Annotated in this window: 46 protein-coding genes; 40 read left to right on the top strand and 6 right to left on the bottom strand. The window is 37.9% G+C overall.

The features are described from left to right. Nucleotides 1-53 precede the first annotated feature (53 nt). Together ablA and MKX72_RS20395 are read left to right on the top strand one after the other, a co-directional pair. Complete coding sequence (ablA, locus tag MKX72_RS20400; RefSeq protein ID WP_028415115.1) at nucleotides 54-1466, top strand: lysine 2,3-aminomutase; 1413 nt, start codon at nucleotides 54-56, stop codon at nucleotides 1464-1466. Between the two features lie 14 nt (nucleotides 1467-1480). After that, entirely contained in the window at nucleotides 1481-1759 is a 279-nt protein-coding gene (locus MKX72_RS20395) for a YokU family protein (RefSeq protein WP_013058725.1), read from the top strand. Between the two features lie 35 nt (nucleotides 1760-1794). On the opposite strand, the gene dat is transcribed toward MKX72_RS20395, so the two are convergent. Together dat and MKX72_RS20385 are read right to left on the bottom strand one after the other, a co-directional pair. Continuing rightward, on the bottom strand, nucleotides 1795-2640 hold the full coding sequence (dat, locus tag MKX72_RS20390) for a D-amino-acid transaminase (RefSeq protein ID WP_028415114.1): 846 nt from the start codon (nucleotides 2638-2640) through the stop codon (nucleotides 1795-1797). Nucleotides 2641-2761: 121 nt separating this feature from the next. Beyond that, nucleotides 2762-3799, bottom strand: a complete 1038-nt coding sequence (locus MKX72_RS20385; RefSeq protein WP_013058723.1) for an acyltransferase family protein — start codon at nucleotides 3797-3799, stop codon at nucleotides 2762-2764. Between the two features lie 408 nt (nucleotides 3800-4207). Here MKX72_RS20385 and MKX72_RS20380 point away from each other — a divergent pair, with 408 nt between their 5' ends. Next, complete coding sequence (locus tag MKX72_RS20380; RefSeq protein ID WP_013058722.1) at nucleotides 4208-4423, top strand: YozE family protein; 216 nt, start codon at nucleotides 4208-4210, stop codon at nucleotides 4421-4423. A gap of 230 nt (nucleotides 4424-4653) precedes the next feature. Next, complete coding sequence (locus tag MKX72_RS20375; RefSeq protein ID WP_340760876.1) at nucleotides 4654-5250, top strand: hypothetical protein; 597 nt, start codon at nucleotides 4654-4656, stop codon at nucleotides 5248-5250. Between the two features lie 36 nt (nucleotides 5251-5286). Here MKX72_RS20375 and MKX72_RS20370 read toward each other — a convergent pair whose 3' ends face one another. The 3 genes from MKX72_RS20370 to MKX72_RS20360 form a co-directional block, all read right to left on the bottom strand. Next, nucleotides 5287-6864: a recombinase family protein gene (locus MKX72_RS20370; protein ID WP_340760874.1), complete on the bottom strand. Its 1578-nt coding sequence runs from the start codon at nucleotides 6862-6864 to the stop codon at nucleotides 5287-5289. A 390-nt stretch (nucleotides 6865-7254) separates the two neighbouring features. Further along, the gene (locus MKX72_RS20365) at nucleotides 7255-7398 is read right to left on the bottom strand and encodes a hypothetical protein (protein WP_340760873.1); all 144 of its coding nucleotides are present in this window, start codon (nucleotides 7396-7398) and stop codon (nucleotides 7255-7257) included. A gap of 234 nt (nucleotides 7399-7632) precedes the next feature. Further along, the gene (locus MKX72_RS20360) at nucleotides 7633-7989 is read right to left on the bottom strand and encodes a helix-turn-helix domain-containing protein (protein WP_340760871.1); all 357 of its coding nucleotides are present in this window, start codon (nucleotides 7987-7989) and stop codon (nucleotides 7633-7635) included. Between the two features lie 410 nt (nucleotides 7990-8399). On the opposite strand from MKX72_RS20360, the gene MKX72_RS20355 reads away from it, so the two are divergent. The 16 genes from MKX72_RS20355 (at nucleotide 8400) to MKX72_RS20280 (ending at nucleotide 14184) form a co-directional block, all read left to right on the top strand. Further along, nucleotides 8400-8582 carry a helix-turn-helix transcriptional regulator gene (locus tag MKX72_RS20355; RefSeq protein ID WP_340760870.1) on the top strand — a complete coding sequence of 61 codons (183 nt, stop codon included), beginning with the start codon at nucleotides 8400-8402 and terminating at the stop codon, nucleotides 8580-8582. 227 nt (nucleotides 8583-8809) lie between these two features. Continuing rightward, nucleotides 8810-8998: a hypothetical protein gene (locus MKX72_RS20350; protein ID WP_340760869.1), complete on the top strand. Its 189-nt coding sequence runs from the start codon at nucleotides 8810-8812 to the stop codon at nucleotides 8996-8998. Beyond that, on the top strand, nucleotides 8999-9238 hold the full coding sequence (locus MKX72_RS20345; RefSeq protein WP_340760868.1) for a hypothetical protein: 240 nt from the start codon (nucleotides 8999-9001) through the stop codon (nucleotides 9236-9238). It begins immediately after the preceding gene. Then, nucleotides 9239-9448: a hypothetical protein gene (locus tag MKX72_RS20340; protein WP_340760866.1), complete on the top strand. Its 210-nt coding sequence runs from the start codon at nucleotides 9239-9241 to the stop codon at nucleotides 9446-9448. A gap of 1 nt (nucleotide 9449) precedes the next feature. Continuing rightward, nucleotides 9450-9593 (top strand): hypothetical protein, encoded by a 144-nt coding sequence (locus MKX72_RS20335; protein ID WP_340760865.1) that lies wholly within the window; start codon nucleotides 9450-9452, stop codon nucleotides 9591-9593. Between the two features lie 83 nt (nucleotides 9594-9676). Continuing rightward, a complete protein-coding gene (locus MKX72_RS20330) occupies nucleotides 9677-9811 on the top strand; it encodes a hypothetical protein (protein ID WP_340760864.1) in 135 nt (44 codons plus the stop codon). After that, the gene (locus MKX72_RS20325; RefSeq protein ID WP_340760862.1) at nucleotides 9804-10412 is read left to right on the top strand and encodes a Sak single strand annealing protein; all 609 of its coding nucleotides are present in this window, start codon (nucleotides 9804-9806) and stop codon (nucleotides 10410-10412) included. The genes MKX72_RS20330 and MKX72_RS20325 overlap by 8 nt, the downstream gene beginning before the upstream one ends. A 156-nt stretch (nucleotides 10413-10568) precedes the next feature. Further along, the gene (locus MKX72_RS20320; protein WP_340760861.1) at nucleotides 10569-10784 is read left to right on the top strand and encodes a hypothetical protein; all 216 of its coding nucleotides are present in this window, start codon (nucleotides 10569-10571) and stop codon (nucleotides 10782-10784) included. Nucleotides 10785-10893: 109 nt separating this feature from the next. Beyond that, nucleotides 10894-11034 carry a hypothetical protein gene (locus MKX72_RS20315; RefSeq protein WP_340760860.1) on the top strand — a complete coding sequence of 47 codons (141 nt, stop codon included), beginning with the start codon at nucleotides 10894-10896 and terminating at the stop codon, nucleotides 11032-11034. 109 nt (nucleotides 11035-11143) lie between these two features. After that, nucleotides 11144-11482, top strand: a complete 339-nt coding sequence (locus MKX72_RS20310) for a BC1872 family protein (protein ID WP_340760858.1) — start codon at nucleotides 11144-11146, stop codon at nucleotides 11480-11482. A 131-nt stretch (nucleotides 11483-11613) separates the two neighbouring features. Continuing rightward, nucleotides 11614-11766, top strand: a complete 153-nt coding sequence (locus MKX72_RS20305) for a hypothetical protein (RefSeq protein WP_340760856.1) — start codon at nucleotides 11614-11616, stop codon at nucleotides 11764-11766. Between the two features lie 18 nt (nucleotides 11767-11784). Further along, nucleotides 11785-12153: an IDEAL domain-containing protein gene (locus MKX72_RS20300; RefSeq protein ID WP_340760855.1), complete on the top strand. Its 369-nt coding sequence runs from the start codon at nucleotides 11785-11787 to the stop codon at nucleotides 12151-12153. 183 nt (nucleotides 12154-12336) lie between these two features. Then, entirely contained in the window at nucleotides 12337-12693 is a 357-nt protein-coding gene (locus MKX72_RS20295; protein WP_340760853.1) for an NrdR family transcriptional regulator, read from the top strand. Continuing rightward, on the top strand, nucleotides 12684-13043 hold the full coding sequence (locus MKX72_RS20290; protein WP_340760851.1) for a hypothetical protein: 360 nt from the start codon (nucleotides 12684-12686) through the stop codon (nucleotides 13041-13043). Before MKX72_RS20295 ends, MKX72_RS20290 begins: the two co-directional genes overlap by 10 nt. Further along, nucleotides 13040-13735: a sigma-70 family RNA polymerase sigma factor gene (locus tag MKX72_RS20285; protein WP_340760850.1), complete on the top strand. Its 696-nt coding sequence runs from the start codon at nucleotides 13040-13042 to the stop codon at nucleotides 13733-13735. Before MKX72_RS20290 ends, MKX72_RS20285 begins: the two co-directional genes overlap by 4 nt. Nucleotides 13736-13911: 176 nt before the next feature. Next, entirely contained in the window at nucleotides 13912-14184 is a 273-nt protein-coding gene (locus MKX72_RS20280; protein WP_340760848.1) for a hypothetical protein, read from the top strand. Between the two features lie 13 nt (nucleotides 14185-14197). On the opposite strand, the gene MKX72_RS20275 is transcribed toward MKX72_RS20280, so the two are convergent. Continuing rightward, complete coding sequence (locus MKX72_RS20275; protein WP_340760846.1) at nucleotides 14198-14464, bottom strand: helix-turn-helix domain-containing protein; 267 nt, start codon at nucleotides 14462-14464, stop codon at nucleotides 14198-14200. Nucleotides 14465-14638: 174 nt separating this feature from the next. Here MKX72_RS20275 and MKX72_RS20270 point away from each other — a divergent pair, with 174 nt between their 5' ends. From MKX72_RS20270 to MKX72_RS20175, 20 genes are all read left to right on the top strand, one after another. Further along, nucleotides 14639-14866 (top strand): helix-turn-helix domain-containing protein, encoded by a 228-nt coding sequence (locus MKX72_RS20270; protein ID WP_340760844.1) that lies wholly within the window; start codon nucleotides 14639-14641, stop codon nucleotides 14864-14866. 14 nt (nucleotides 14867-14880) lie between these two features. Beyond that, nucleotides 14881-15150: a hypothetical protein gene (locus MKX72_RS20265; protein WP_340760842.1), complete on the top strand. Its 270-nt coding sequence runs from the start codon at nucleotides 14881-14883 to the stop codon at nucleotides 15148-15150. Then, a complete protein-coding gene (locus MKX72_RS20260) occupies nucleotides 15151-15918 on the top strand; it encodes a phage antirepressor (RefSeq protein WP_340760839.1) in 768 nt (255 codons plus the stop codon). A gap of 13 nt (nucleotides 15919-15931) precedes the next feature. Further along, entirely contained in the window at nucleotides 15932-16183 is a 252-nt protein-coding gene (locus MKX72_RS20255; RefSeq protein ID WP_340760838.1) for a hypothetical protein, read from the top strand. Between the two features lie 12 nt (nucleotides 16184-16195). Continuing rightward, nucleotides 16196-16369, top strand: coding sequence for a YozD family protein (locus MKX72_RS20250; RefSeq protein WP_340760836.1), 174 nt, complete (start codon nucleotides 16196-16198; stop codon nucleotides 16367-16369). Further along, nucleotides 16370-16531: a hypothetical protein gene (locus tag MKX72_RS20245; RefSeq protein WP_340760835.1), complete on the top strand. Its 162-nt coding sequence runs from the start codon at nucleotides 16370-16372 to the stop codon at nucleotides 16529-16531. Nucleotides 16532-16614: 83 nt separating this feature from the next. Further along, nucleotides 16615-17388: a DnaD domain protein gene (locus MKX72_RS20240; RefSeq protein WP_340760833.1), complete on the top strand. Its 774-nt coding sequence runs from the start codon at nucleotides 16615-16617 to the stop codon at nucleotides 17386-17388. Continuing rightward, a complete protein-coding gene (locus MKX72_RS20235) occupies nucleotides 17324-18139 on the top strand; it encodes an ATP-binding protein (protein WP_340760831.1) in 816 nt (271 codons plus the stop codon). The genes MKX72_RS20240 and MKX72_RS20235 overlap by 65 nt, the downstream gene beginning before the upstream one ends. Before the next feature lie 12 nt (nucleotides 18140-18151). Beyond that, nucleotides 18152-18310, top strand: coding sequence for a hypothetical protein (locus MKX72_RS20230; RefSeq protein ID WP_340760829.1), 159 nt, complete (start codon nucleotides 18152-18154; stop codon nucleotides 18308-18310). Nucleotides 18311-18471: 161 nt separating this feature from the next. After that, nucleotides 18472-19272: a winged helix-turn-helix domain-containing protein gene (locus MKX72_RS20225; protein WP_340760826.1), complete on the top strand. Its 801-nt coding sequence runs from the start codon at nucleotides 18472-18474 to the stop codon at nucleotides 19270-19272. 77 nt (nucleotides 19273-19349) lie between these two features. Beyond that, entirely contained in the window at nucleotides 19350-20114 is a 765-nt protein-coding gene (locus MKX72_RS20220; RefSeq protein WP_340760824.1) for a DNA-methyltransferase, read from the top strand. After that, on the top strand, nucleotides 20111-20371 hold the full coding sequence (locus tag MKX72_RS20215; protein WP_340760823.1) for a hypothetical protein: 261 nt from the start codon (nucleotides 20111-20113) through the stop codon (nucleotides 20369-20371). Before MKX72_RS20220 ends, MKX72_RS20215 begins: the two co-directional genes overlap by 4 nt. A 193-nt stretch (nucleotides 20372-20564) precedes the next feature. Then, nucleotides 20565-20822 (top strand): hypothetical protein, encoded by a 258-nt coding sequence (locus MKX72_RS20210; RefSeq protein ID WP_340760822.1) that lies wholly within the window; start codon nucleotides 20565-20567, stop codon nucleotides 20820-20822. 4 nt (nucleotides 20823-20826) lie between these two features. Beyond that, nucleotides 20827-21339, top strand: coding sequence for an HNH endonuclease (locus MKX72_RS20205; RefSeq protein ID WP_340760820.1), 513 nt, complete (start codon nucleotides 20827-20829; stop codon nucleotides 21337-21339). Continuing rightward, the gene (locus tag MKX72_RS20200) at nucleotides 21336-21509 is read left to right on the top strand and encodes a hypothetical protein (RefSeq protein WP_340760818.1); all 174 of its coding nucleotides are present in this window, start codon (nucleotides 21336-21338) and stop codon (nucleotides 21507-21509) included. The genes MKX72_RS20205 and MKX72_RS20200 overlap by 4 nt, the downstream gene beginning before the upstream one ends. Then, nucleotides 21509-21664 carry a hypothetical protein gene (locus MKX72_RS20195; RefSeq protein ID WP_340760817.1) on the top strand — a complete coding sequence of 52 codons (156 nt, stop codon included), beginning with the start codon at nucleotides 21509-21511 and terminating at the stop codon, nucleotides 21662-21664. Before MKX72_RS20200 ends, MKX72_RS20195 begins: the two co-directional genes overlap by 1 nt. An 84-nt stretch (nucleotides 21665-21748) precedes the next feature. After that, complete coding sequence (locus MKX72_RS20190; protein WP_340760816.1) at nucleotides 21749-21925, top strand: hypothetical protein; 177 nt, start codon at nucleotides 21749-21751, stop codon at nucleotides 21923-21925. A gap of 76 nt (nucleotides 21926-22001) precedes the next feature. Next, nucleotides 22002-22448, top strand: a complete 447-nt coding sequence (locus MKX72_RS20185) for a single-stranded DNA-binding protein (RefSeq protein WP_340760814.1) — start codon at nucleotides 22002-22004, stop codon at nucleotides 22446-22448. A 34-nt stretch (nucleotides 22449-22482) separates the two neighbouring features. Beyond that, complete coding sequence (locus MKX72_RS20180; RefSeq protein WP_340760812.1) at nucleotides 22483-23259, top strand: hypothetical protein; 777 nt, start codon at nucleotides 22483-22485, stop codon at nucleotides 23257-23259. Beyond that, a complete protein-coding gene (locus tag MKX72_RS20175; protein WP_340760811.1) occupies nucleotides 23256-23537 on the top strand; it encodes a hypothetical protein in 282 nt (93 codons plus the stop codon). The genes MKX72_RS20180 and MKX72_RS20175 overlap by 4 nt, the downstream gene beginning before the upstream one ends. Nucleotides 23538-23539 lie beyond the last annotated feature (2 nt).

Genomic DNA, 23539 nt, shown 5'->3' with positions numbered 1-23539 from the left:
ATTTATGGGCTGTAACATATAACAATAGTAAATCTTCATAAAGGAGCGATTGTATGTTATATGATTTATATAAGCCGTCCCGACATTGGAAAGATATCGAATTATGGAAAGATGTGCCCGAGGAAAAGTGGAACGATTGGATTTGGCAATTAACAAACACAATTCGAACGCTAGATGATTTAAAAAAAGTCATTAATTTAACTCCTGAAGAAGAAGAAGGAGTGCGCATTTCAACCAAAACCATTCCGCTTAATATTACGCCTTACTATGCATCTTTAATGAATCCAGATGATCCTCGCTGCCCCGTCCGTATGCAGTCTGTTCCGGTTGGCCAAGAACTTCATAAAACAAAATACGATCTAGAAGATCCGCTAGATGAAGACGAAGATTCTCCAGTGCCAGGATTGACTCATCGCTATCCGGATCGCGTTTTGTTCTTAGTTACCAATCAATGCTCCATGTACTGCAGATACTGCACTCGAAGAAGGTTTTCAGGACAAATTGGAATGGGCGTTCCAAAAAAGCAGTTAGATGCTGCGATTGCTTATATCGCCAAAACACCTGAAGTACGAGATGTACTCATTTCAGGCGGTGATGGCTTGCTGATTAATGACAACATTTTAGAATATATTTTGAAAAATTTAAGAGCTATTCCCCACGTGGAAATTATTCGAATTGGCACCAGAGCACCCGTTGTGTTTCCACAGCGAATAACGGAAAATTTATGTGCCATTTTAAGAAAATATCATCCAGTGTGGTTAAATACTCACTTTAATACATCCATTGAAATTACGGAAGAGACAAAAAAAGCATGTGAAATGCTTGTCGATGCAGGCGTTCCAGTTGGCAATCAAGCGGTTATTTTAGCTGGGATTAATGACAGCGTAGCTATCATGAAAAAGCTTATGCACGATTTAGTAAAAATACGCGTTCGTCCTTACTATATTTATCAATGTGATTTATCAGAAGGAATTGGGCATTTCCGAGCACCTGTTTCCAAAGGGCTTGAAATTATGGAAGGGCTGCGAGGTCATACGTCTGGCTACGCTGTTCCAACGTTTGTTATTGATGCGCCAGGAGGTGGAGGAAAGATTGCCGTTCAACCAAACTATATTATTAGTCAAAGCGCAAGTAAAGTTGTTCTGCGAAACTTTGAAGGCGTGATTACGACGTATCCGGAGCCAGAAAGCTATGTGCCTGGGCGTGCAGATGATTATTTTCGAGCTGTTTATCCAGAATCGGATGCTAAAGATTCTTCCATCGGCATCTCGGGTCTTATGAATGATGCTCAATTCAACCTTGTACCGGAAGGGTTAGGGAGAGTAAAAAGACGTAAAACATATGAAAGTGACAGTGCTCACGAAAGCCTAAAAGACAAACGTGAAAAAAGAGATGAATTAAAAGATAAAAAGTTTAAAGCTCAATTGAAAAAAGACGGTAAAAGCGACGATGCTCCATCATCTTAAGGAGGTCCTGTAATATGACTGTTCAATGCGCATGGTGCGAAGAAGAAAAAGCGGTAGAAACAACCAATACCGCATACTGGGAATTGCCAGATGGAACGAGAAGTATCGAAATTACTCATATGCCATGTATCAGCTGTTCAGGTTGCGGGATGTCATATCAAGAAGAAGAGATCATAGAAGAAGTGGAAACACAGCTGCTTCTTGTCGATACAAAAAAACTTGATGAATCCATTCGGTATGATGAGCTATTAAAAGTGCCAAGATTATTAAAGCGCAACTACTTTAAATTCTAAAAATCCGCCCCTTATTTTGTAAGGGGCGGATTTTCTTATTGATAAGCCTTTGTTCCAGCAGTACGTAGGCTGTATGCGTGCTTTAAAGCTACTGTAACAGGACGAACAGTTGGAAGTTCGACTTCGTCTATTTTCGAAACGGGCAAAAGACCAACAGACGTGCTCGTAATAAAAACTTCATCAGCGTCTTTTAAAAAGGAAGGAGTCATATTTTGTTCTCGGATTTGAATGGCTTGTTCCTGCGCACATTCCAGTACGTTAGCGCGCGTAATACCGGATAGAATTTTTCTTGTGGCAGGAGTCGTGAACAAGACGTTGTCTTTTATCGCAAATACATTGCTGCTCGACCCTTCGGTTATGTATCCGTCTTTTACTAAAATAGCTTCTTTGCACCCTTTAGAAGCCGCAGCTTGTTTGGCCAGAAGGTTAGGAAGTAGGTTCAATGATTTGATATAGCAATTAGCCCATCGTTCGTCTTCCAATAGAAGAGTGGAGATGCCTTTTTCATAGGCTTCTTCAGGTGTTTGGCGAGGATGGCGTATTGTGAGTGCTAATTGTGCAGGTACATCAGGAAATAAATGATTTCGAGGAGCAATCCCGCGCGTAACTTGAATATAAATATCAGCGTCTTTTAACGTTGATTTTTCCATTCCTTGACGAATGATGTCCTTTAGTTCCTGTCTTGAAACTGGCAGTTCAATAAAGATTGCCTTTGCACTTCTTTCTAAGCGGTCTAAGTGACGTTCAATCGAAAACGGAACTCCTTTGTATACACGAATAAATTCATAAACACCGTCTCCAAACTGGTGACCGCGTTCATCAATTGGAATAACAGCCTCGTTAATATCTCTAAACTCTCCAGCATAATATGCTAATTCCATCTTGAAAAACTCCCTTCCTTTAGATATTAAAACGTTAACATAAAATTCAGCAAAATGAAATTATTTACTTGGTTTCTCTAAAGAAAATGAAAAAAGTCATACTCCTTTAGGAGTATGACTTTTATGAAAACGTACGTTTGAATGCTAATGAAAATTTCTGAATGGCTTTTTTAGGTGTAACAAACTGAACGATGAGCTTGGTACCGGTGATGAACCAATCGACAATACGGCTGCCAAGAAGCATCGTTACTAAAATGGACAGTGCGATTAAGACGATAATACCCCATGATGTTGGCTCTAGACTTTTTGAGAAGTCAGTTGTAAAGAACCATTTTAAAATGAAGCCGTGCAATAAATACACGTATAGTGATCGCTGTCCAATGCTTGTTAAAGCAAAACCGCGCGTTGGAATTAAAGCCATAAAGGCAAAAGATACAAGAAAAGCAATTCCATAGTGAGAAACGCGCATTAAAAATTCGGCCACATTGTCGTACGTGTTCGTTCCATACAGCATATCTGTGTAAGCCGTGTCGTCTAAGAAAGAATAGCTTCCAATTAATGTAACTAGTAATACGATGGATGCAATGATTCGATTTCGCGCTGTCAAAAGATTTGTAAAAGGCTCTTGTCGCTGTGACAAATAGTAGCCTAAAAGGAAAAACGGGAAGAAGACAAACATTCTGCTAATGCTTAGAATTTTATCAAATCCGTCAATATCAATGAAGCCCATTGCAAGTCCAAGCGAAATAGAGACAGTTAAGCTAATCCACATTGGGAATTTTGCAAAGAAAGGAAGCATTAATTTCCAAAAAATTAAGCTCAGTAGAAACCACATTGCCCATCTAGGAACCAAATATTGAAGCGTGTACGTTTCATCTGTATAAAGCACACTATAATAAAGAGTATAGATCGTTTGGAAAGCTAAGTAAGGAAGAGCCACCTTTGTAAATATTTTTTTGTAATATCCTTTTTTATGGAAATTTTTCGAGAAATAACCTGCTAGTAAAATAAAGACAGGCATATGGAAAATAAAGATAAAGTGATAAATGGACAGCATTCCGCTGCTATCTGTTCGGTACGGAGAAATCATGTGCCCAAATACAACTAAAAAAATTAATACGAATTTAGCATTATCAAAGTAAGCATTTCGAGTATTCATAGTATTATTTTTCCTCAACATATGCTGATGTAAACCTCCCACCAACAAGATTTATTTAAATGGCGATTATTGTTAGAATAACCTTTCACTACGGAATTAAAACATGAATTCTTCTTTTTTGCAATTACATAAAGGCTTGAGAAACCTGTCGAATCAACGCTTTTGTTATAAAAACGATGTGTTTTTGTTACAAATGTCTTTTTGAAAAAAGAAAAATATTGATATAACAATATTTATTCGTTACGCTAATAGTGAAATTTGTTTTGCAACTGTAACATGAATTTAATATTTTTTGTCCAGTAAAACACTCATATTGCAGTGTTCGACATCTACATATCACAGAAGAAAGTTGTAGATTTCTTGAAAAAATGATAGAAAAGATACACATACCGCTGGAGGGGGAGTACGATGAAATCCTTTTATCACTATATAATGAAATTCCGATCAAATAAAAAACATGATCGAATGGGAGAGTTTGCGCGAAGTGCTTATGATGATCACAGCTTCCCGAAATCTTCAACAGACTATGACGAACTGAGTTCTTATTTAGAGCTCAACGGACATTATTTATCAAGTATGACCGTATTTGATGAAGCATGGGAGCTTTATCAAAATAATGCGTGAGAAAATAAAAAGAGGCTAGAACAACAGTATTTTAGTTGAAGGAAGATCCGAACGATTCATCGTTCGGATCTTTTTATTTTCCTTAGCCTGTACAATAAGCAGAAAAAAATGATAGAGGGCAATAGATAATAAAGGCTTGGTTCTAAAGATGTTATACTTCCCCTTTTTTAGTTACTGCATATAATATTGTAACTTTTCAGTAGGTGTATGTTTACTAAGGAGGTGCGACGATGGCAGGGAAGAAAAAACCTAAATACGGAATTGGTGAAACAGTCGTTGTAACAATATACGGGACCGTTGGCACTATTACCGATATAAAAGTGATGGATGGGATTTTTGTATACGAAATCAACCATAGTGAAGGTCTTTTTTTAGAAGATACAATTGAACTTCTAGAAGAATATGAAGGTCAAATATTAGTACAGGAAAGAGTAGAGCTTGAATATAAATTTTTCTTCGGCGATATCGTCCAGGTTTTTAATTATGGAAAAGAGTTATTTAAAATCATTGGTATTCGAACAGAAATATGGCGTTATAAAGAGGATTCATGGGAAGATATTGTCTATGAATTGTCACGTGTAACAGATGGAGAATGGCTTGAGGCTAGTGAAGAAGAACTCATTCTCGTAACTCCTCATGAGGAAACAGAAAATTACGCTCAAAGTGTTGATATGTTGTATTTAGGTAAAGAAATTAAAAAGACGGAGTTGCTACCAAAGATGAAAAAACAAAACGGTTCTGAAAAAGAAGAAGTGAGGTTAACTAAAGAAAAGCATGAGATTATAAACGGTCTTTTAGATGTATCGAATAATCGAACCTATATATAATAAAAAGAGATACACCATTTACCAGGTGTATCTTCGTTAAACTTTAGGGTATAATGTAATCATAAAGTCATCCGGTCCCTTGGACGAATAAGACCGGTAGTAATCAGCTTTTTCTAATATGGACTTCAGCAGGCGATTCTTTTTCGAGATATCGTCTGTTTTTTTGTATGCATCAATCACACGCTCTACTTTTGGCATGTATTGATCTTCGTGTGACGAGCGTTTCTTTTCTCTTTCGATGTCTTGCTCGAGCGATTGGATATCTTGCTCAATTCCTTTGATGCGATCAGATAACAACTGTTGACGTTCCATGAACATTTCAATGGTATATACACCACGTTCTAAAAGGTCATGAATGTTTTCGCGTTGTTTATCTACTTCACCACGTTCATCTTGTTTTTGTTTCAATGCTTTTTCTTTTAATGGAAGAAGGGAGTTTTCTTTTTTCTTTTTCTTTTGCATCTTATCTTTTGCTTGGAACTCCTGTAGCATTTCTTCTAGCGCTTGAATCACAGCTGCTTCTACCCGTTTATAAGAAGCTCCTTTATTTTTCTTTAGTCTTCTACACTCATCGTTGGAACAAATAAGGGTAGCTGACTCAACTGCAGCATTCTTCGGCTGATATGCGTTCTTCTGTCGCCACATCGTTTTCCCGCAGCATTCACATTTTAATATGCCGGCAAAGGCGTTTCGCATAACTTTCTCATCGTTGACATGTGATGTATACGAGCGATTCTGTAAAAGCTTCTGGACCTCATCAAATACCTTTGGATCTATAATAGGAGGAAACGCGTTTTTATGAACAATCCATGACTCAGGCGGGAGGGTTTTGCGTGTATATTTCCCGTTACGCTTGATATGCTTAAACTTACCCCATACCAAATCACCTTTGTATACTTCATTGACCAGGATGTTACGTACCGATACAGCACTCCACGTTCCTTTTCCTGAAGCTGGAACAATCTCTAATAGGTTTAGTTCCTCTGCGATCCTACGTCTTCCTAAACCACTTCTAGCGAGTTCAAATATCTTTTCCACTACCCACGATGTCTCAGGGTCAGGGGAGAGCTTCAGTTTTTCATCCCGTATGTATCCGTATGGAGGGCGATTGCCGATGTGTTTTCCTTCTTTGACTGAATCCACACGGCCATTGTACAGACGTTTGTTGATGATTTTAAACTCTTGCCTTGCAATCAGTGACTTAATCCCAAATATCAATTCCCATGATTCATCTTCAGGATCATAGACATCAGAAGGGGTAATGATTAAAGTGGATGTATAACGGAATGCACGGTCAATCAATCCCTGGTCCAACATATCCCCACGGCCAAGACGATCTAAGTCAATCACCATCACCGCATCAATATCACCTTTTTCTACCGAACGCAGCACTTCCTGCATCATCGGACGCTCAGAAATACTTTCCCCGGATACCACTTCTTCAAAAATCTTCACAATGTTGTGATGTTCTTGTTTTGCTACAGCTAACAGACGCTTACGGTGACGATCTAACGTATCGTAGTCTCTGCCTTCCTCAGTTGCTTTCTTCTCTTCTTCGATGTCACTACGGCTTTTACGTAGATAAATATAGACATCTAAATGTGAAGGTTTCATGTGATCACCTCTATCTATCTATTAAACATCAAATAAAAAAAGCCCTCAAGTGGGACTTTTTTCTTTTTAGAGCTATTTGCCTTTTGTTTCCTTTGTCCCTTTTAAAATAACACCGTTTTCTAGCTTAATTGCCACCCCTTTATCCATTTCCTCACTATAGACAATGTTTACCACACAATCAGCCCCTGACGTTTTTTATAAAAGAAGAACATGAGTTCCTTTTATTTAATACCCATTATACACATAAATAGTCCATATTTTCCCTATTTTCAATAAATTCGGTTAATTGTCTTATTTGTTTACATCGCAATGAACCTCACCTAAAAGGGTGGGGGGTATATTGAATCTATTGTACCATTTTAAGGATAAATATGACAAATAAAAAAGAGGTTAAAAAACCTCTCCCTCTTGTTCTTCTATATATCGATCAGAAGCACTTCTGATTATTAGGTCGCCCACACAGATTGTTTCTCCCTTTGGTAAATCATCACTATATACGATATTTTTAATTTCCAAGCTTTCCACTACATTCATCCGCCCAACTCCTTTTATTTCACGAACACTCGTTCCTAAGTCTTAACTACTATTATATAACGAATCGTCTAATTTTTCTATCAAAAGGTAGCGTTTGGAAGTGTGTGAATTTTCTACATTATACTACAAAATTCTACAAATCTATGCCGAATTATTAAAAGTTATATTCTTATTTATCCTCATTTTATCTTTATACATATCCTCAATTAATCCTCAATTATCCCTCAATTATCCTTATACTTTCTTAAATTGTTCTATTATTTTTATATATTCTTTTATTTTTTCAGGAGTTATTTCTTGTTCTTCCATATCTTTAGCGAAAGTTATCCACTCAACACCTATATCTCTTAGTTCTTTAGGTACAGGCTGACTCTCTCCGAATAAGTCTTTTATCTCAATATCATAGATGTTACATATATCTTTTAGGAGTTTCATCGACGGTATGTACCCTTTTTCTATCTTACTAATATACGTATAATTTATTCCTAATTCTTCTCCCACTTGTCTCATGCTTAAATTCTTTTCGTTCCTAAGTTCTTTTAATTTGTTTCCTATTTCGGGATCAATATAGACATCATTGTTCTTATTCATACTTTCCCCTCTCATATCCAAAAAAGTTATTAATAATCACTTCCATATCTGTGTGGAAAAGTGGAAGTGGTATCAAATGTTATTATACTTCAAATTGTTGAATATTCCTCAGAATAAATAATTAAAAAAGGTAAAATAATGTATTTTTGTTAAAAAACTATTCATTATATCGGCTATTCAGAAAAAAACTTAAAATTTTTTTAAAAAAGGTTGAATTATATTCTACACCTGTGGTATTCTAAATTTAACGAAACGGTTGAATATATTTCAACAGGTTACGGAAGCTAAAATGAACACTTAAACCGAGCGGAGTAGGCGATGATATGAGCCACACCATAATACATGAACGGTTACGCCACGACGTTTAAATGTTGATCTTAGCTTTCGTACCACAGAAAGGCGGTGAAAACATGAGCAGCAAGATTACAGAACTTCGTGAGCAACGCGGCTGGTCACAAGCTGAGTTAGCACAACGTTTAAAAGTAACTCGTTCACACATTAATAAGATTGAAAAAGGTAAGGCGAACGCAAGCATTCCTTTATTAGAACGAATTGCTAAAGAATTCGGTGTATCCATTAAAGATTTTTTTTAACCTGATGTTGAATATATTTCAATGAATATCATTCAACAAATTGACTTTTTTACTCATAATTGAAAATCACTTTCAGTTACTTGATTGTATCAAATAATGACTGAATTTGAAAAGAGTCAAATTGCTTCCAAATGGTCAGAAAAACGGTTTGAAAAGTAGTTGACACAAAATGAAGGAGGTTGCCCCTTATGATAACGCGCATAGCCTTAAACAAGGAGGCGGTTGAAATGAGTAAACCATCTAAGACATACCAATACGGCAATACAAAAGTGAAGATTGTTTCACCGTTAGTCAACATGACGCCACAAGAACAATATGAGTGGTTTGAAAGTGAATGGGAAAAAGGCAATCCGGTGTTACGTGACATTGTAGACGCTGCTGTTGATTGCTTAACAAATGATGAAGAGGTGAGTTAAATGGAAAATCAATTTATTAATGAAATCGAAAAAGTGAAACACCTGATCAAACGTTCTGAACAACGTATCAACGAGTTAAAAGACGGTGATTACTTCGCCCTTACATTCTTATTAGCTGAACAGGTTCACTTAAACGGCTTAAAGGATAAGTTAAACACCTTAGAAGATTTGTTCTTTCAATTATGGGTGGATGACACGCAAAGTTATTTAGATGAATTACATGCGAAAGGAGTTATCTAAATGGGTATCATTACAAATTACCTTTGGGATAAGTGGGATGAAGAGGGTGTGGTTCCGGCAAGGCATATCATCGAAGAGGATTTACAAGACCTCATAAGCCACGATCAAGCATTAAGTATACCAGCAGTTGTTTCAGGCTTTATGCAACGTATTATACCAGCGGAAGGGGTGATTCATTACAATGCATCCTCTGAAGAAGCTGAAGAGTGAGTTGAAATCAAAGCAAGATAACATCACTCATATGGAAGAAAAGATTCAGTTCTACCGCGAACACATGCCAAAGGTGGCAAAAGAAATTGAGGAAATCGAAGAAGTGATTGCGGTTCTTGAAAAGCATTACGCAGAAAAGAAATAGACTCCCTAGCTGCTGGAACAGCCGGAGAGTCGTTTGGAAAATATATTAGAAATTAATCTTACCATAGGAAGGAAGAAAAATACATGACGATTTATTGGTTGGACGGAAAACCTCATATTTCAACAGGCAACGGATACAGAGAGGTACTACCTACAGAATTAGCTGAACTTGATGCAGCAAACGAAATTACAGGGAGCGTGAATGTAGATCATGACTGAAACTAACTACTATACACAATTAGCAAAAATAGATGTCGGTGAACACATTGAGAAAAAAGGAAAGTTTTCGTATCTCTCTTGGGCTTATGCGGTTGATGTTCTTAGAAAGCACGATCCTACAGCAACATGGGAAACAATCAGATTTGACGGTATGCCTTACATGAAAACAGAGTGCGGTTACTTTGTAGAAGTAGCTGTCACAGTACAAGGGATTACATTAAGTCAGATTCATCCGGTGCTTAATCATCAAAACAAACCAATCGAAAAGCCAAATGCCTTTGATATCAACACAGCGATTCAACGTTGCTTAGTAAAAGCAATCGCATTACATGGTTTAGGACTGTATATATACGCTGGTGAGGACTTGCCTTCTGACACACACGCTACACCTATTACTGCTCAACAGGTCGGAGAATTAAAAACGGCAGCATTAGAGTTTGCTCAGTTGCGAGGTCGTACAGATAAAGAAGTGTACAAAGCGTTAAACATTGAAGACATCACTAAATTGAGCGAAACGGATTTTAAAAAGCATTTAGCTTCATTGAAAACGTGGATTGATAAAGCTAAAGAAGAACAGGAGCAACAACATGAAAGCGCGTGAACGTGAAGCACTCCTAAAAGAGCTACAGCGCACGATTGATTGGTACAAAGGCATTAAACACGAAAAACCACGCAAGGACAAATAAACAAGGGGAGCCGCGGCTCTCCTACATACTTCAAAGTCAGTCAGGTAAATCAAAAACAGGGGGATTTACTGATGGAAATTACCATGAAACGCCATAATCGCGCAGAGTTAGAAAGAGCCATTGAAGACAATATCAAACGCGGGTTTACCGTGGTAGGTCAGATCCACGAAATCACACGGGGCTATCGCAACTTCAAATATGACAACTACCGTAAGAAATACGATGAATTCTCACATACCGATGATAACACCTTATACTGCGTCAAAATGAGAGGGGAGAAACGCTGATGGGTGCAGCAATGGCAGTTTTGATCATGTTAACACTGGCATTTGTGATAGTTGGCGGTTATACAGCTTATGAGTATGTCATGAACTTCTATAAAAAGGAGTTAGGGGAATGAGTGATAAGTTGCAGCAAGCAGTTGATGGTTATAAATGGCTAAGCGAAAGTAACACAACAGTTCTTTGCTACCTAGAAGCAGTCGAAAACGGTACGTGTCATGAATCCATTATGAAGTTGGTTCCAGTCAATGAGTGAGGGACAAATGATTTGTTGCTACGTTGCTATTATTGCAGTTCTTATCGTGTCTTGTATCTTAGTTGCACGTGATTAAGACTGAACATTCAAATAAAGGGAGAGAAGAGAAATGAATTATGACAAAATAGATCGTTTAATTGCTGTTCATGTAATGGGTTGGGAGATTAAGGCTGTTGATTTCAAGCAAGATGGTTCTTTCTACGAAGCTTATTTTGATGAAAAAGGTAATCGTTTGGGACTTGTAGGCGCTTACGAATTTAACCCATCTGAATATATTCAAGACGCTTGGATTATCTTAGATAAGTTTACCTCTTTTAAAATTCAAGATACGTTCACAGGCAACATACATGCTTCTCTGTTCAATGGAGAATGGCATAAAGCTCAGTCATCAACAACACCTTTGGCTATATGTAAAGCAGCTCTAAAAGCTAAAGGCATTCAAATATAAAGTGTTCCGGTATTTCTGTAACATATGTCAGTTTGAATTGTGGTCGTGTCAGATAGAAGTTAAACTCTCATGCTCTTGCGGTTGTTACGTGGAGCGTGAAGAGATTCAAGAATAAAAAGGAGAGAAGAGAAATGCCGTTTCGGGTTTATTGGAAAGAAGATAAAAGGTCTACTTACATGGTTTACGCAGTTGGAGAAAGTAATGAAGGAAAAGTTCAGTTCTTAGTCTATACCTTGAGTGGTTGGGATTGGGTTCCGGCAGAAGAATATACACCAGTTAAATAAAAAGAAGGAGTGGGGAAAATGAGAGTTGGTTATATGAAAGGCGATTTAATCAAATATCATTTAATGGGGTACGAGGGCAAAGTTCATTGTGTATTTAATGAAGAAAACGAAGTCAACAGCTATATGAGTGTAGAGGTATCAGCAAGCGAAGAACCAACCATTGCAGTAGGTTCTATCCAGTACATCAGCTATAAAAATTACAAGCATATCGAAATGCTACCAAATGAAGAAATGGTGCTGTATTTCAAGGATAAAACAGATGTGGACAACCTATTCACCTTCTTGCAAGAAAACGTGAAAGAGAACGCACGTAAACACTGGATTGATGAAGCATTAGCTAACGGTGATAAAGAACGGTTCATGCGTTTGACGAAGGAGGGAGAGTGATGACAGACCAACATTTTAAAGAGTATGTACACACTATATCCAAAACACTGAACATGAGCTTAACTGACTTAGCAAAACGGCTGAGACTCCAAGAAAAACGCTTATATAAATACAACATGCCTATCAGACATAAAAGAGATATTTGCAGGCGTTTACACGGCATGGTGATTAGGAGGGTGAAACGTGAAGTGTCCTGAATGCGGTCTAGTCAATGAATCTCATGTATACGATACACGTTCCAAAGGTAAGACAATCGAACGCAAACGCGAATGTGATAGCTGCCATTTTCGCTTTAAAACATATGAAGTCACAGAAGATCAGTATGAGACATCTCGTAATTGTAAGAAGTATATCCCTTGGTCAGAAGGTGAACGTGTCACATTGGTGACTCTATACGACAAAGGTCATAAGAAAGAAATGATTGGTGCTTTATTAGGAAGAAGTCGTATGAGCGTTTCGAGAGAATTGGACAAACTTACGTCCAGTGGTGACTATTTCAGTATTTTAGAAATGACAAAGGAGAATCATTCATGTTCATGAGAGTAGTTTCACAAGAAGAAGAACCTGTTATCAGTAAAGAAGCTTACCTCATGTATAAGAACATGGGCTTAGATGACTACGAAACAGCACGAGCTATGGGTTTACCTCATAAACGGTTGCAACGTGTCTACAAGCGTGAATGGGGCTTAAATAAAGTAGGTCGGAAACCTGTAGTCTTGTCGGATTCAGAAGTTAGTCGTTTAAGACGTAAGTACATCGAAATGAAAAAGAAAAGTTGGGATGATGAACGAATTGCCAAACATATGAATATGAGTCGTCCCGCACTTTCAAGATTCAAGAAGAAGTATCTACCTGGATATGTAAAAGAGAGGAAGGTCATAGAAAAATGAAAAAGCTGATAAACGGAAAAGAAATGGATGTGACAGAAGCGGTTTTAACTAACGTTGGTTTAATTCATTCGATTTGCAAGCCATTTACAGCAAGAGCAAAACGTCTAGGGTATGAATACGATGATCTTTACCATGTTGGTGTTGTTGGAGCGATAAAAGCATTTAATCGTTTTGATACAGATTCATTCGATGTAAAGTTTGCTACCTTTGCGGTTCCTGTCATTAACAGTGTGATCCAAAAAGAATTATCAAACATCAATCTAGGCGCTAAATTTTCCGCAGACGTTAAGTATTTAGCCTATCGGTTCAAAGTCAGTAAAGAAGAAGAATTTAGTGTTGACAGCATTCAGAGGACATTAGGCATTACGCGTTACAAAGCGCATAGTATCTTTGAGTTCATTTTAAACAGTCAACCCGATTCTCTTAGCAAAGTTGTTTTTCAAGATGAAGAGGAAGGATCTATCACGTTAGAACAGCAGATAGGTTACGTGGTCGATTTTTCCGGCATCCATATAGAAGAACATCTAAGCGTCTTAAACGATAAAGAGAGACGGATTGTACAAGCTATGCTGGATGATAAAAGACAGCGTGAAATCGGCCATGAATTAGGCGTAACCCAAGCGCATGTGTCACGAATGATCAAAAAGATACAGAACAAAATCAAAAGAAATATGGAATTAGCAGCCGTATAAGAGAGGATGAAACCAAATTGAATTGCGCCCGCACCTTAAAAGAAGAAATCGCTTGTCTACGAAAAGAAATCAAACAATTAAATGATACCCTGTCACAGAAAAAGTGCGGAGGGAAACCCAAGCAGAAAACGATTAGGGAACGACTGAGTTCGAGGATGTATTGAGGGGGGAGAAACATGAAAACATTTAAAACGATATTAATGAGTGTAACCCTCGCTATTTTAGCGTTGGCATGGGCATATCACATCATATTTCAACCGCCGTATTTCAGTACTGTATTAAAGGTTTCAGCTCTAATTATTGGCGTTGGTTTAATGGTTTTCGGATCATGGTTTGTAGCTTTGATAATCCGTGATGGTGATAAAACAGATTTAGGTCCTATACCAGCATTAGCTTTAATGTTTGGAGCTGGAATAGTCGTAGTATTTACGAAAATTATTTTCTTTTAAATAGAGAGCGGTGTTACTCGCTCTCCCCACTGCTATCTTGTTCTTTCGGCACTTCAACTAATGTAAAAAAATCACCAGGTTGGATATCAAGAACAACACATATGGCTGCTATCGTATCATAGTGAATTTGATTGTTGTCATTTTTATAAAGTCGGTCGAGTGTCCTTCTTGCAATTTTGTGGCCCTTCAACTCCATCAATTCTTGCAACTTGGACACACTTCTGATTTCTTTCTCAGCCATTATGATCGCTAGTCGATTTTTAACAATAGCATTTTCCATAGAGGTTTGTCCTCCTCTCGTTTATATTATGTCTGTTTCCTAACCATTATAACCGAGAAGTATAAGAAATAGTAAGATGTTAATAAAAATTACTAAAATGTTCTAATAATTTCGTTGCATTTTTTACTAACATGTTGTAACATAATACTAACAAGTTAACCGGAGGTGAAAAACATGAACGCTAAAATCAAAAACAGATTACCCGAAATTATGGGGCAAAAGAGAGTAAAGTCAATTTTATTCTTGAGCAGCGAATTGGATGTTCCGTATTCAACACTTCGTAATTTTTACAACGAACGTCATGAGATCATCAACGCTGAGTTAATCAAGAAAATCTGCTTGTACTTTGATATTGAAATCGGAGAGCTTTTCTATTTGGAAGTTGATGGACAAGTTTCTTAAAAGGAGCTGGGGAAATGCACAGTAAAGATAAGGTTTACCATATCATTTCAATTTTTCAAAACCAAAACGGATCATACAACGTTTATGGTCAAGGTATTAACATCTACACACAACAAATGGAGGTTGATTGGTTAACAAGTCATGGTGTTTTAGAATACGCAAGAAACTTTGCTAATTCAATGGCTGCTTCTTACGATTGCATCTTAGTTGAAACGTTAAAAGATTCACGTCAAAGTGCAACAGATGTAAATGAAGGTATTGGAATAGCGAGGGGGACGAGTTAAATGGACTCAATTCAGAAAATTTTCAATTATGGAGAAACGACAGTTCGTACAATTGTTAAAAATAATGAACCTTGGTTTGTGGCTAAAGATGTTTGTGAAGTATTAGAAATCACTAAGTATCGTGATGCTGTATCTCGACTTGATGAAGATGAAAGGGAGTCGGTATTAATGGACACCCTTGGTGGCGAACAGAAAATGACCGCAATTAATGAATCGGGTCTTTACTCCTTGATTCTAACAAGTCGCAAACCACAAGCTAAACAATTCAAACGGTGGGTAACACATGAAGTCATCCCTAGCATCAGAAAACATGGTGCTTATATGACGGAAGCAGCATTGGAACAAGCAGTTGCGAATCCTGACTTTATCATTGGACTTCTAACCAACTTAAAAGAAGAAAAGGAAAAGAACAAGCAGCTAAGTACAACAGTACAAAAACAAAAGCCTTTAGTTGATTTCGCTGAAATGTGCATGAGATCCGAAACAGATTTACTTGTTAGAGAATTATCCAAGCTATGCAAGAACAAAGGTTTAAATATTGGAGAAAAGCGGTTGTTTCAAAAGCTGCGTGATTGGGGCCTTATCTTTAAAAACAAAAATGAACCGATGCAAAGGTACATCGATAACGGTTTGTTCTCTGTCAGTCAAGGTGTAAGGGAGTCGCACAAAGGTACATTCACTTATCTGACAATGCGTATCACACCTAAAGGTCAAGCTTATATTGTGAATCGATTGATTAAAGAAGTTGAATCTCAAAAAGCAGTTTAAAGGGGGAGCTAATATGTACGCTATCAAAAATAAGAAATCTCAGTTATTCGCTAAACACACTGGTGAAACAAACGGATACGGTCAATACGTTGAGTATCCTTGGGAATTAGTTTCTGACATCAATCAAGCGCAACAGTACACAACTTTCATTCATGCTAACGAAATTGCATTTTGGCACTTAGATCATTATGAAGAGTGGTTAATCGTCAATGTGGAAACTGGTGAAGAAACACCTATGCAAAAAGGTAAGTACATTCCAGTTTAAGGAGCTGATCGCATGGAATTCAAAGATGTTGTCATCGATACAGAAGAAATTGCGAATTACCTCTATACCCACTTAGCGAAACGGGGCTATGCACCAGGACAAGAAGAGGTCGAAGAGTTAGCGGATATCTTTTTCGATTATCTGATTGATAAAGAAGTGATTGAAGATGATGAGGAGGAGTATTAAATGAACTTTACAAAAGGTGAAATGATGATTATTACAGGTATGACCGCATTGGTGGAAGAGGATGGTATGCATCCACGCGAAGTAATTGAAAAGATGCGTAAGCTTGAAAACAAAGTGTACTTCGCTCTAATGGAGATTTACGAAGAAACGAAAGCAAAGTAAGTAACCCCATGTTGGCGCATGGAGTCGAAACATTTAGAAAATATTTGTACAGATATTATATCACACGGAACGGAGTGTTTTAAATGACAACTTTTAGAGTCGTGAAGGATAAAGATAATCCTTACGTCATGATGAATAAACATTTTATATACGATGATCAACTTAGCTTTAAAGCTAAAGGGATCTTATCTTATATCTTCAGTCGTCCTGATGATTGGCAGATATACGAAACTGAAATCGTGAAACATGCCAAGGATAAAAAAGATGCTGTTAAAACAGGCATTAAAGAATTACTGGAAACTGGCTATATTTCAAGAACGATGAAACGTGCTGAAAAAGGGAAGTTTGGCGGTTATGAATACGAGGTGTACGAAATACCTCACCGTAACGGATTTACCGCAACGGAAAACCCGACAACGGATAATCCGACAACGGGAAATCCGCAACTACTAAATAATGAAAGTACTAATAATGATTCAACTAATAATTCTACTACTACTACCGAAAACGCCTTTAGCTTTTATGAACAGAATTTCAGTCAAATAAACGGACACCTTAGTCAAGATATAGGAGCTTGGTTAGATGATTTTAATGGACAAGATGAAATCCTTATTGAAGCCATGAAAATTGCTATTGATCGCAATAAAAGAAGTTGGGGCTACACTAAAGGCGTTTTAAAAGATTGGCATGATAAAGGTGCTAAAAGCTTAAAAGATGCTCTAGCCTTACAGAACGAACACAAACCAAAAGTAAATATCGGTACTCACAACAAACAGAATGGAGGGTATCCAAATGAACGCACTCAACAAAACAGTGGAAACACTGATACAAGCGAGTACGACAACCTCTCACTCTGAACCGCATGTTTGTAAACATTGTGGCGAAGAAGTACCACCGATTGAAGTAGAGGTGTTAGGACGTAAACGAATGGTGCAGCCTGTATGTGAATGTGAAGCGAAAGAGCAGGATAAATTCAAGGAAGAAGCTGAGAAGTACCAGCTACGGAAAGATGTTGAAAAACTGTTCTCCATTCATAACTTGGGTGAGCGGTTTAAAGAATCATCATTTGAAACGTTTATACCAAGACCTGGTGCTGAACAAGCTTATAAATTTGCGAAGATGTATGTAAATGATTTCGATTCTTGGGAAGAAGAATCTTTAATCTTTTGGGGAGTACCCGGAAATGGAAAAACCCATCTAGTGGCTGCGGTGGCCAATGAACTAGATAGGCAAGGGAAGATTGTTGTATTCATTAGTATGCCCGATTTGTTGGAAAAAATAAAAGGGACTTTCAATAAAGATAGTTCTGAATCAGAAGAACAAATTATGAGGGCTTTACACGCTTGTGACTTACTCATTATTGATGATATAGGAGCGGAAAGAGTAACAGAATGGGTGGAAGAAGTTATCTTTCGGATTGTTGATGGACGTTATAGAAAGAAAAAACCAATTGCTGCTACATCAAACCTGAAACCTAAATTATTAGCGGATAAAATCGGTGAACGTTCGTATGATCGGTTAACTGAAATGAGTCAAACTGTTGAGAATAAAGCAACGAGTTACCGCAGAGAGAAAGCGAAACAGCGTATGAAACGGTTTGTTGAATAGGAGGATGAATAAATGACAGTTCAAGAAATCAAAGAAAGTATAGCTACTTTGGAATTGTGTAAAGAAGCCTTAGAACGTCAAGGAGATCACATGGGCGCTGCTTCAACTTCATTGACGATTATCGGATATAAGAACTTGCTTAGAAAAGTGGAAGGTAAAGACAATGTGTAACACTTGCAACGGGACAGGGAGAGTCACCAGCTCCCCCTACCCTGGATTAACCACATTTGAAAGATGTACATGTCTAAAAGATATGACAGGCTACCCGACATTAGAACAACAATTACAGGTATTGGATCAAAAAATAGAAGATTTCGAAAAGGGGATGTCTTATGGCGAAAGTTTGGACGGATGAAGAAAATGAATTTCTCGAACAACATGCCGGAAAGATGACCATACCAACCTTAGCGAAACGGATATCGGAAGAGTTCGGGAATCATCGTACAGCTTCGGGGGTTCAGGCACGATTAAAACGATTAGGTATTACGAATATGCTGCAAGAAACAGGGCGAATGACTATGAATGAGCTAGGTACTCTTATCGGCGCGGATCATAAAGCAATAAGACGCTGGATTGAAAATGGATGGTTAGCCTATGTGAAACGAAAAGTGGTTTTTAAACGGCAATATTACCTCATTAAAGCTGATAACTTTTGGGAGTTCGCAGAGAAACACAAAGATCAAGTGAACTTCCTACGTATTGAACCAAACAGTATTGCACCTGAACCTGAGTGGGTGGAAGCAGAACGCAAAAAGGAATACTACGATACACCAAAAAGACAAAGTAAATTGTGGGATAAAGAACAAGACGAACTGTTAATCTCCATGAAGAAAGCAGGATATTCCATAAAAGAAATAAGCGAACGATTAAAGCGAACCGTTTCTAGTGTGCATTCTCGAAAAAAGATGTTAACGGATAAAGGGCTTATCCCACCTGACCAAATCAAGTTGTGCTGGACAGAGAAAGAAGTTGAACTGCTCTATGAGTACGAACAAAAAGGTTACACCACTAAGCGGATTGCTTACGAACTAGGGAGAGAAGAACACCATATACGCCGAAAACGCTATGACTTGAGAAAAGCTGGCAAGTATAAAGGTGCTATGAAAAAGATGGAACGCGGCAAAGTATCATAACAGGTTAACCAATAACACGGTGCATCAGACATACATACGTAGACATACACCTTTGCACCAGGGGGAGGAAACGGAGAATGGGGAGTTTAGGGGAGTTAGAGTTAAATCAGATTTATCAAAGGGATTGCTTGCTAGGAATGGAGAAGATACCTGACTGCAGCATCGATATGATTTTGTGCGACTTACCTTATGGGACAACGCGTAATAAATGGGATTCGATTATTCCTTTAGATGAGTTGTGGAAGCAATATAACCGGATCATTAAAGAGAATGGAGCGATTATTCTTACTGCACAAACACCATTTGATAAAGTGCTTGGCATGAGCAACTTAAAAATGTTGCGTTATGAATGGATTTGGGAAAAAACATCAGCTTCTGGTCATTTAAACGCAAAGAAAATGCCGATGAAAGCGCATGAAAACATATTGGTGTTTTATAAAAAACTACCAATATATAACCCTATAAAAACAACAGGGCATGTTAGGAAAGTAAGTAAAGCCGAACACAAAGTAAATTGTGTTAAATCATCTAATTATAACGATTACGGATTAAGCACTTACGACAGTACAGAGAGATATCCGAGAAGTGTTCAAGTTTTTCCGACAGATAAACAAAAAGAAGCGTTGCACCCAACACAAAAACCTATTGCTCTCTTTGAATATCTGATTAAGACATACACAAACGAAGGTGATGTCATCTTAGATAACTGTATCGGAAGTGGAACAACCGCCGTTGCTGCAGTAAATACAAATCGGAAATGGATAGGATTCGAAATAGAACCTGAATACGTGAGGTTAGCAAATGAACGTATTAAGAAAACATTAGGGGGAGTAATGATATGAAACCAGTACAAACACAAGAAGTGCAAGAGTTACTTTGTGAATTAGCTAAAGCAACACCTTTTCGCCAAGATTTAATAGAAGCAGCTGTAGATATGATTGGACGTTTGGAAGTGGAGAAAGCTGAAAAGAAACAGGCTGTTTATTTCGCTGTATTAGACGAAATGAGTCAGGCGAATGTAAATGTATCAGAATACGAGAGTGATAGCCTCAGAGAAGAAAATGAAGCGCTACGCACGGTGTTAAAAACAATACTTTAATCGGGGAGCTGATCGGATGGATATTCAACACTTATGCTTCTGTACTAATTGCGGATTACCCAATGTACTCACTCAATACGTACTGAATCACTATTTCATCCAGCACAACATCAGTCAGTTTTATTGCAGTAATTGCACGTATCACAATCAAGTGTCCAAAGCGGTCATGGACTATATAAGGGAGATGTAGGGGATGGAGGACATTCAAAAGGCGGTTGAACGTTTGGTTCATGATTTGGAATACGATGTCGAGTATGCAGATATAAGCGGGTACGCAAAAGATTTGAGATTGCTAATGAGAGAGAATAAAAGGTTGCGAGAAGAACTTGAAGTATCCGCGCCTAAAGTACTGAAAGAGAAAAACGGAAAGGTGACAAAGATTGAATTCAAAGGCATCCACTTCACACGTATTGATGGCTATTCCTATAGCGCTCAAGGAAAGAGAGGGTGATCGCATGTTAAATGAATTCCGGCCCTATTCCAAAGAAACGCAGCTAAAAGGTCATCAAAAAGAGAAGCGTAAGCCTAAACCGAAAGAAAAGCGTCCAAAGAAGCAGAAAAACCCGCATTTATATAGAGGTCGTCTCATTCCTGAACGAAAAGAGCGCACCAAAATCACGCCTGATAACTACAACAAGATGATTGAAATGTTTGGATCTTGGTGTCAAGAGTGCGGATATACACCAATACACGCCCATCATCTCGTGTTCAGGTCAAGCATTGGCACAGGAAACTGGCGCAATCTTTGTCCACTTTGCACCAAATGTCATGATCGAGCGCATAAGGATGCTGAATTCGCTGAAATGCTCAGAGAGAAACGGGCTGCAGTATATGGTCCACACTTTGGACAGGATAAATGGTCACTCTTTAAATTAGGGCTGATAAACAATACGACAGATGAATCATATGAGCAATTCATGAGAGAACAAGAAACCAAACTAAACGAGAATGGGGATATGAAACTATGAAAAATTTTGAATGTCAATGTGGTAAAACAAGCGAAAATGAAATCTTAATTCCTAAATCTGTTGTATTCATGGGTAATGGTAAGTGGCATTCTATGTACGCTGAAAAAGGTGAGTTGATTTGTCTTAGTTGTTTAGAAGAAGAAGCACAACACATAAAGGAGTGTTACTAATGACTGGATTTATGACAAAAACAATGTGGTTTGATTTCTCTAATAACAAAGTATATGAAGCTACCATGAATTTCCCTAGATTCAGTGAAATGATGAAGTTAGATAACCAAAATGACATTCAACTTCTAACTTGGAATCGAGTTGAAAGCTTATGACACTATTTGAGTTCATGGAACACATTAGCCATCTGAATCAAGCTTATGTACAAGCAGTTATCGAGATTATGAAGGGGTGATCACATGGTACGGCGTGTTATCGAAAAGAAATGGATATCCATAGACCGCGAACCACTCAGCATCATCACGATTTACGAAAACGGCGTAAGTAAACAAGACATCAAACAGGATTGGAACAAACGCAAATCCGGTGGAGTGATTGTGGGAGAGGGACAAGCTTTAACGTTCATTCAGAAATAAGCAAAACTAATCCATTTAAAACATTACTACAAAGTGCTTACGAACAGCAACCAAACATTTTTAGGAGGAAATAACTATGAACGTCATTATTCTTACAGGTAATTTAGTTAAACAGGAACTTCGATATAACAAAAGTGGTACACCAATCTGCAACGGAACAATCGCAGTAAGAAGAGATTACAAAAATCAGCAAGGTGAATACGAAACAGACTTCCACAACTATGTGGTGATCGGCAAGCTTGGTGAAATTATCGCCAATCATGTAAACAAGGGTGATAAGTTCGGTATCAAAGGTAAATTACAAAATCGTGTATGGGAGAAAGACAATGGCGAGAAAAAGTATTTCACTGAAGTATTAGTAGATGGGTTTGATTTCCCTTCTAAGCCCTCAAACGGTGGAGGTAATACAAATACATCAAACAGCAACAGAAACACGAATGTAAGCAATCCTCTGACGAATAACGATCCGTTTGCTAACCAAGGGGAAACAGTTCAATTTGATGACGAAAGTTTGCCTTTTTAGAAAATATTTCCAATAAAGTAAAGGGGATGAATAAATGAAATGGACTGAAGAAGAAATAACTATTGCGATATATAGGCTTATGAGAGAAATAGGCATCAAAAGAATGCCTACCAGTATGGAAATGCGAGAACATAAATTATCAGGGTTATCAAGGGCTATAGGTTTAAATGGTGGTACAGCGCATTGGGCCAAGAAAATGAATCTACCAGTAAAAGAGAAAAAAGTTCTGTGGTCCGATCAAAGAATAGAAGAAGAAGTTCGTAAGTGTATGAAGGTGCTGCAAATCCAAAGAATGCCGGTTGCTAGTGAATTGACAGGGATAGGGCGTAATGATTTACATTGCGCTTTATCAAAATCAAAACTCAAGTACAGTGGATGGGCGAAAAAGCTAGGTGTCAGTTTGAAGAGTAGTGAAACAACAAAAGGAAATGAGTATGAAGGTAAAGTTCTAAAACTCATCGAGGTTATGGGTCTTGATGCGAAAAGTATGAGTACTAAACACCCTTATGACTTACTTGTTAATGACTGCGTGAAAATCGATGTGAAAGTTGGTACAGCTCATCATCATTTCGGTGCAAGAGCGCACACATTTGCTCTCAATAAGAAATACGCAAGTTGCGATATCTATGTATGCGTGGCCTTGGACGAACAAGAAAAGACTGAGAGTTGTTTTATTATCCCTGCTAGAGACGTTCAAATAGTCACATTAAACATTGGTACGAACAGCAAATATAACAAATATAAAGATGGTTGGGAGCTAATTCCTAAATTAGTCAATCACTTCGATAAAGCGTTTGGTGTAAGTGGATGATCGACTATACAGGTGCATCTAAAAACCAATTACTAACCATCGCATTTGATGAGACTAACAGTTTAGAAGATAGATATGAAGCGGTGAAAGAATTAGAGTCACGCAAAATACAGAAACACTGGAAAGACTATATGATTTCCTCTCTTGTCCTCATGTGGGCGAGAGGGGCAAGTGTAGGAGAGATCGCCAAGGAATTACGGGTGAATCCTGGTCAGGTCGGTGAAAAAGCAAAACAGTTGCAGTTATGGAAAACACGATTAGTCCTTGAGAGAGGGTGAAG

The sequence above is a fragment of the Priestia sp. FSL R5-0597 genome (assembly GCF_038006305.1).
GTDB classification, from domain to species: domain Bacteria; phylum Bacillota; class Bacilli; order Bacillales; family Bacillaceae_H; genus Priestia; species Priestia zanthoxyli.
The sequence above is the reverse complement of the archived record's forward strand: the minus strand, read 5'-3'. Positions and strand labels throughout refer to the sequence as shown.